Below are 7,357 nucleotides of genomic sequence, written 5' to 3'. Positions count from 1 at the left end.
GGTTACATTCCGAACCCGGAAGCTAAGCCTTACAGCGCCGATGGTACTGCAGGGGGGACCCTGTGGGAGAGTAGGACGCCGCCGAACAAATATTGAGAAAACCCCTGCCGGGAGACCGGCAGGGGTTTTCTGCGTTTAGGGTCAAGTCATGCGCTATGACCTCGTGATCTTCGACAATGACGGTGTACTCGTCGACAGTGAGTCGATCTCCAACCGGCTGCTGGCGGCCTTCCTGACGGAGTTGGGGTACCCGACCTCGTACGAGGACTCCATTCGGGAGTACATGGGATCGGCGATGCACCGGGTGCACGAGCTCGTGCTGGAGCGGACGGGCCGACCGTTGCCGGAGAACTTCGACGATGTCTTCCACAGCCGGGTCTTCGCCGCGTTCGAGCGGGAGTTGAAGCCTGTTCCGGATGTCGTGGAGGTGCTGGAGAAGCTCGTTGCCGACGACGTGCCGTTCTGCGTGGCCTCGTCCGGGAGTCATGAGCGGATCAGAGTGGGGCACCGTACGACCGGCCTGGACCGGTGGTACGGACCCGGGCTCGTCTTCAGTGCGCAGGACGTGGGGCGGGGGAAGCCAGAGCCCGATCTGTTCCTGTATGCGGCCGCGCGGATGGGAGTGGCGCCGGAGAGGTGTGTGGTTGTCGAGGACAGTCCCGCCGGGGTACGGGCCGGTGTGTCGGCCGGGATGGATGTGTACGGGTTCACGGCGATGACGCCCGCCGACAAGCTCGTCGGAGCCAAGGGCTACTTCTCGGACATGAGGGAGCTGCTCGATCTGCTGAGTTGAGCAGTATTCAACTTCCTCTACCCATGGGTAGGTCGCGGCCCCTACTGTGCCGCCATGACAGATGTGCTGCGGCGCGGTAGGGCCGCGTTGGCGTTCAGCTTCTTCGCCCAGGGTGTCGCCTTCGCGCTGCTCGTGACGCGGATTCCGGCCATTCAGAACCGGTACGGGGTCTCCGACGCGCTGTTGCCCGCCTTCCTCGCCGCCGTGCCGATTCTCGCCGGGGTCGGCAGTGTCTGCACCGAGCAGCTCGTGAAGAAGGTGCCGCCGAGCCTGGTGCTGCGGTGGTCCCAGCCCGTCGTGCTCCTGGCGCTGCTCGGGGTGGGGGCCGGGGAGCAGATGGTGGTGCTCGGTGTCGCTCTCGCGGCCTTCGGGATGGCGGTCGGTGCGCTCGACGCGTCCATGAACATGCTCGGGGTGAGCCTGCAGCGGGTGTACGGGCGGAGCATCATGCTCGGCTTCCACGCGGTGTACAGCCTGGGTGGGATAGCCGGCGCCTCGTTGGCGTGGGTCGGGGCGCACTGGGATCTGGCGCTGCTGGTGTCGTATCTGCCGGTGGTGGTCGTGCTGTTGCCGGCCGTGCTGATCGGGAGCCGGTGGTACGTCGACGCGGGTCCGGAGGCGGAGAAGAAAGCCGACGCCGTACCTGCGGGTGCGGGCGGGGCCGTCGCCTTCAAGCTGCTGCTGCCGCTCTGTCTGGTGATGTGCTTCGCGTACATCGGGGACTCGACCGTCTCCAACTGGAGCGCCAAGTACCTGCAGGACGTGCTCGGAAGCAGTGAGCAGCTCGCGACCGTGCCGTACAACGTCTATATGGTCACCACGCTGCTCGGGCGGTCGATCGGGGACTTCGGGGTGCGGAGGTTCGGGGCCGCGGCCGTCGTGCGGGCCGGGGCGCTCGTGGCGGCGGTCGGGTTCGCCGTGGTGGCGGGCGCGCCGGGGGCCTGGGTGGGCATGCTCGGGTTCACTCTGCTGGGGCTCGGGCTGTGTGTGCTGGTGCCGCAGACGTTCGCGGCGGCCGGGCGACTGTTTCCCGGAGCTTCGGATGCGGCTGTTGCGCGACTGAATATCTTCAACTATGTCGGGTTCTTGATCGGTTCTCCGTTGGTGGGGGCCGTGGGGGATCTCTGGAGCTATCGCGGCGCGATGCTCATTCCCATGGCGTTGGTGCTGGTGACCCTGGTGTACGCCCGGTCGTTCGAGACTGAACCGGACCGATACGGTGGCGGGCATGAGCGGCCGCGCACAGCTGATGTGGGACGAGGCAGTAACGGGCTATGACTTCGGTCCGGACCATCCGATGGATCCGGTCCGGCTGGCGTTGACCCGGAGCCTGGTGACTGCCTTCGGGCTCGACCGGGAGATGGATGTCGTCTCGGCGAAGCCCGCCGGGGAGTCGACGCTGCGGCTCGTGCATCGCGAGGACTATGTGGCGGCGGTTCGGGCCGCGTCCGCCGACCCCGCGGGCGCGGACGGGGCGTACGGGCTGGGGACCGTGGACGATCCGGCCTTCGCCGGGATGCATGAGGTGTCCGCGCTCATCGCGGGCCAGTCGGTGGGGGCGGCGGAGGCCGTATGGCGGGGGGACGCGCTGCACGCCGTGAACTTCGCGGGCGGGCTGCACCACGCGATGCCCGGCGGTGCTTCGGGGTTCTGCATCTACAACGACGCGTCGCTCGCCATCGCCCGGCTGCTGGAGCTGGGGGCCGAGCGCGTGGCCTACGTGGATGTCGACGTGCATCACGGGGACGGGGTGCAGGCGGCGTTCTGGGAGGACCCGAGGGTTCTGACGATCTCGCTGCACGAGCATCCCCGGACCCTGTTCCCGCAGACCGGGTGGCCCGAGGAGACGGGCGACCCGTCGAGTGCGGAGGGGTCGGCCGTGAACGTGGCGCTGCCGGCGGGGACCGGGGACGCGGGGTGGGTGCGGGCGTTCCACGCGGTGGTGCCCGAGCTGATCGCCGACTTCCGGCCGCAGGTGCTGGTGACCCAGCATGGCGCCGATACGCACTTCGAGGATCCGTTGGCGCATCTGGCGGTGTCGCTGGACGCGCAGCGGGCCGTCCAGGTCGCGCTGCACGAGCTGGCGCACGAGTACGCCGACGGGCGGTGGGTCGCGCTCGGTGGCGGCGGTTACGCGGTGGTGGATGTGGTGCCTAGGTCGTGGACGCATCTGGTGGCGATCGCGGCGGGGCGGGAGATCGCGCCGGAGACGGTGATTCCCGAGGAGTGGCGGCAGCAGGTGTTCGCTCGTACGCGGCAGTTGGCGCCGGCGCGGATGACTGATGGGCGGTGGCCTGTGGGGTGGGCGGGGTGGGAGGCCGGGTACGACCCCGCGGATCGGTTGGATCAGGCGGTGTTGGCTGCGCGGAAGGCTGTGTTTCCGTTGCGGGGGTTGTTGCCGTAGGGGTTTCTCTCGCCCCCGCCGCCCCTACCCGTCCCATCCTGAAGGGGCTGCGCGCCGCCTTCGACCCCTGCGTCAAAGACTCGGGGCTCCGCCCCGGACCCCGTTCGCGCAGTTCCCCGCGCCCCTGAAGGGGCTTACGCCAACTGTGTGGTTCGGCAAGGGGTTTCCGTGTGTGGGGGCGGGGTGTGCGTCAGCATCTGAGGGTGGTGAGTGGTGGGGCGTTGCGGGAGCATCTGGTGGGCTCCGGGCTGGCCGGGCGGGTCGCCACCGCCCGGGAGGTGAGTCTGCGGAGTTATCAGTTGTTCGCGGCTCGGGATCCTCGGTTTCTGATCGGGATCGATCCGGAGATGCCCTGGCGCCAGCGGGATGTGCTCGCTTTGATGGCGGAGAAGTGCGGGGTTTCGGCCGATCCGGGGTGCACATCCGGGCAGGATGTGATCGATCCCGAGTTGACGGTGAGGGCGCTGGACCGTTTTGCGGAACGGCTCGGGGCGGTCGCTCGGAGTGGTGGGGCGGTACTCCTCGGGACCGGACACCCGCATCGGCTGATCGGTTTCTACGGCGCGTTGGCGGACGCTTTGTCGGCGGTGGGATGTGAGGTCCTCACCCCTGCGACGGGTAGACGTGTCGACATAACGACCCGGTTCGGTCTACGCACGTACAACCTTGACTACGTACGAGGTGTCTCCGTCGTCCGCGAGGCGCCCGCCTTGCACCCCGGTTGTGCGACCGGCGTGCACACGCATTCACCGCTGCCGGTTCGGACGGTTCTGGCGGCCGCCGCGGAGGCCGGAGGGCCGCTCCCGGAACTCGTCGTCGGAGACCACGGATGGGTCTGCGGCGCAGGTCAGCTGGGGTTCGAGGCGATCGGGCTCGCTGATACGGACGATCCGGCGCTCTTCGTGGGGGAGGCGGAGGGGCGGGTGTCCGTCGCCGTTCCACTTGATGACGGTGTGCGGTCTGATTACTACCGACCGCTGACCCGCTACGTACTCAATCGGGCGTGTCTGTCACAGTAGGCCGCCGACGGCATCCCCTCTTCCCCACTCGCATCACCCGCCCCTACATTGGGGAGTGAGCACGCAGCGACGAAGAGTCACCGGAAGGGGAAGCCGGTGGCCGTCGAGTGCGGAAGGTTCAGGTGTGTCATGGCTGCAGCTGGCGAGAGGCCTCTGAACGAGGTTCAGTTCCTGACCGTGGCGGAAGTCGCCTCGGTGATGCGAGTGTCCAAGATGACCGTGTACCGCTTGGTGCACAGCGGTCATCTGCCGGCGATCCGGGTGGGCAGGTCCTTCCGGGTGCCGGAGCAAGCGGTACACGAGTACCTCCGCGAGAGCTATGTGGGGGTGGAGACGGCCTGACGGCCATCGGGGCCGAGGGGCTCCCGGATGCCCTGCGGGACCTCCGGGATACCCCCGGTTCCCCCTCGATTACGACCTCAGCGCTCGGACGGGTAGGCTGGCCCCTCGTAGGTCGTATGGGCCCATGGCGCCCAAACACCGAGTGATGAGAAGTGAGCGAGGGTAGTCGTGGGCTCTGTTATCAAGAAGCGGCGCAAGCGGATGGCTAAGAAGAAGCACCGCAAGCTGCTCAAGCGCACCCGCGTTCAGCGTCGCAACAAGAAGTAAGGCGGTCCGGCCCCGAGATCGGGGTCCTGGCCGGTCCCCCTCGCGTAAGGGGACCGTACGCCTTGCTTTCTTGCGCGAGCGCTGTTGAGAACGCGTTGCCGCGGCCCCCCACCGGAATCGGTGGGGGGCCGCGGTGTTCTCACCGTTCACGGTCTTCACCGATCGTGGGTTTTTGCCGGTCGTCGGCGGGGTCGCGGTCACCACAGCGCAACGTCGACCCGCTAACGTGGCCGCACACGGGGAACCCGGAGAACACACGGAGAACACGAGGAAGGCGCTGATCTTGGGGAAGGTCGTGCTCGTCACCGGTGTGGCCCGTCAGCTGGGAGGCCGGTTCGTGCGGCGGATCCAGCGTGACCCGCAGGTCGACCGGGTCATCGCGGTGGACGCGGTGCCGCCCGGACACCACCTGGGCGGCGCGGACTTCGTCCAGGCCGACATCCGTCAGCCCGCCATAGCCCGTCTGCTGGCCGAGCACAACGTGGACACCGTGGTGCACATGGACGTCACGGGCACCCCGCTGGGCAGCGGCGGCCGCGCCACGCTCAAGGAGACCAACGTCATCGGCACCATGCAGTTGCTCGGTGCCTGTCAGAAGTCCCCGTTGGTCAAGCGGCTGGTCGTGAAGTCCAGTACGAACGTGTACGGTTCCGCGCCGCGCGATCCGGCGGTGTTCACCGAGACCACCCCGCCCAAGTCACTGCCCAGCGGCGGCTTCGCCAAGGACACCGTCGAGGTCGAGGGGTACGTCCGCGGGTTCGCCCGGCGGCGGCCCGATGTGGCCGTGTGCGTGCTGCGGTTCGCGAACATCCTCGGGCCGAGCGCCGATTCGCCGCTCGCCTCGTACTTCTCGCTGCCGGTGCTGCCGACCGTGCTGGGCTACGACCCCCGGCTGCAGTTCGTGCACGAGGACGACGTCATCGAGGTGCTGCGGATCGCCTCGCACGAACCGACGCGGGGCACCCTCAACAGCGGCACGTTCAACATCGCGGGCGACGGCGTCCTGCTGCTCTCGCAGTGCGCGCGGCGGCTCGGCCGGCCGACGGTGCCGCTGCTGATGCCGGCGGTCAGCTGGGTCGGCTCGATGGTCCGCACGCTGGGCTTCACGGACTTCTCGCCGGAGCAGCTGCGGCTGCTGACCCACGGGCGGGTCGTGTCGACGAACCAGATGCGCGAGACGCTGGGCTACCGGGCCCGGTACACGACCGCGGAGACGTTCGCGGACTTCGCGCGCAGCAGGGGGCCCGGCCTCGTGCCCCCCGAGGCCCTCGCTGGGGCCATCGACCGGATCGCCGCCCTGCCCGTGCCCACGGTGGGTGGCGGTCAACCCCCGACGCAGAGCGCCAACTGAGGAGCGCATCAACGATGGCGGATGCCAAGGTCATTCCGTTCGACGACGACCGGACGCGCGGGGGTGCCGTGCAGCGCCCGCCGCGTCGGCGGAGTACGGGAACCCGGCGCAAGGGCGAGAGCGCGGTCGTCCGGGACGTCCGTGAATCCGGCGAGGTCCAGGCCCTCCCCGGACGGGCGGTGGGGACGGATGATGTTCCTGTGACACGGGATGAGCCGGAGCCGCCCCAGGAGGCCGCCGAGGCACAGGACGGCAGCGGGCTGGAGCGACGGATCGCGGGAGGGCTCGCGTTCCTGCGCAAGCGCCTCACGGGCGACTACGAGGTCGACGACTTCGGCTACGACGCCGAGCTCACCGACCAGGTGCTGATGTCGTTGCTGCGGCCGGTGTACGAGAAGTACTTCCGGGTCGAGGTGAAGGGCATCGAGAACATCCCGACGGACGGCGGCGCCCTGATCGTCTCCAACCACTCGGGGACGCTGCCGCTGGACGGCCTGATGATGCAGGTCGCCGTGCACGACAACCACCCCACCGGGCGGCATCTGCGGCTGCTCGCCGCGGACCTGGTCTTCATGCTGCCGGTGGTCAACGAGCTGGCCCGCAAGCTCGGGCACACCCTCGCGTGCGCGGAGGACGCCTCACGGCTGCTGGAGCAGGGCGAGCTGGTCGGCGTCATGCCGGAGGGCTTCAAGGGGCTCGGCAAGCCGTTCGGGGACCGCTACAAGCTCCAGCGGTTCGGTCGGGGCGGCTTCGTCTCCACGGCCCTGCGGGCGGGGACGCCGATCATCCCATGCTCGATCGTGGGCGCGGAGGAGATCTACCCGATGATCGGGAACTCCAAGACGCTCGCCCGGCTGCTCGGTTTCCCGTACTTCCCGATCACGCCGACCTTCCCGTGGCTCGGCCCGCTGGGTGCCGTACCGCTGCCGACGAAGTGGACCATCCAGTTCGGCGAGCCGATTCCGACGGACGGGTATCCGCCGGAGGCCGCCGAGGACCCGATGCTGATGTTCAACCTGACCGACCAGGTGCGGGAGCAGATCCAGCACACGCTGTACAAGCTGCTGGTGCAGCGGCGGTCGGTGTTCTTCTAGGTTCTGCCCGCGGACAGGTTCACGTCTGCGGGCTGGTTCTTCCCGCGGACGTACGACGGTGGGGCGCCCTTCCTCGAGAAGGGCGCC

Annotated in this window: 8 protein-coding genes and 1 rRNA gene; all 9 read left to right on the top strand. The window is 68.6% G+C overall.

The window, feature by feature from the left end; genetic code table 11:
- Positions 1-87, top strand: a 5S ribosomal RNA gene (rrf, locus tag PUR53_RS05360); the annotation flags it as partial.
- Between the two features lie 61 nt (positions 88-148).
- Positions 149-793: an HAD family hydrolase gene (locus PUR53_RS05355; protein WP_329907524.1), complete on the top strand. Its 645-nt coding sequence runs from the start codon at positions 149-151 to the stop codon at positions 791-793.
- Between the two features lie 54 nt (positions 794-847).
- On the top strand, positions 848-2,071 hold the full coding sequence (locus tag PUR53_RS05350) for an MFS transporter (protein WP_329907522.1): 1,224 nt from the start codon (positions 848-850) through the stop codon (positions 2,069-2,071).
- Entirely contained in the window at positions 2,022-3,197 is a 1,176-nt protein-coding gene (locus PUR53_RS05345; protein ID WP_329895152.1) for an acetoin utilization protein AcuC, read from the top strand. Before PUR53_RS05350 ends, PUR53_RS05345 begins: the two co-directional genes overlap by 50 nt.
- Positions 3,198-3,400: 203 nt before the next feature.
- A complete protein-coding gene (locus PUR53_RS05340; protein ID WP_329907537.1) occupies positions 3,401-4,216 on the top strand; it encodes a phosphatase in 816 nt (271 codons plus the stop codon).
- A gap of 129 nt (positions 4,217-4,345) precedes the next feature.
- Positions 4,346-4,558: a helix-turn-helix domain-containing protein gene (locus PUR53_RS05335; protein ID WP_004984898.1), complete on the top strand. Its 213-nt coding sequence runs from the start codon at positions 4,346-4,348 to the stop codon at positions 4,556-4,558.
- Positions 4,559-4,726: 168 nt separating this feature from the next.
- Positions 4,727-4,825, top strand: a complete 99-nt coding sequence (locus PUR53_RS05330; RefSeq protein WP_003948845.1) for a 30S ribosomal protein bS22 — start codon at positions 4,727-4,729, stop codon at positions 4,823-4,825.
- Positions 4,826-5,108: 283 nt separating this feature from the next.
- On the top strand, positions 5,109-6,176 hold the full coding sequence (locus PUR53_RS05325) for an NAD-dependent epimerase/dehydratase family protein (RefSeq protein WP_329895153.1): 1,068 nt from the start codon (positions 5,109-5,111) through the stop codon (positions 6,174-6,176).
- A gap of 14 nt (positions 6,177-6,190) precedes the next feature.
- Complete coding sequence (locus PUR53_RS05320; RefSeq protein ID WP_329907520.1) at positions 6,191-7,270, top strand: lysophospholipid acyltransferase family protein; 1,080 nt, start codon at positions 6,191-6,193, stop codon at positions 7,268-7,270.
- Positions 7,271-7,357 lie beyond the last annotated feature (87 nt).

The sequence above is a fragment of the Streptomyces sp. SP18BB07 genome (assembly GCF_036322545.1).
Taxonomy (GTDB): domain Bacteria; phylum Actinomycetota; class Actinomycetes; order Streptomycetales; family Streptomycetaceae; genus Streptomyces; species Streptomyces deccanensis.
Note: the sequence above shows the minus strand (reverse complement) of the source record. Positions and strands in the feature narration are given on the sequence as shown.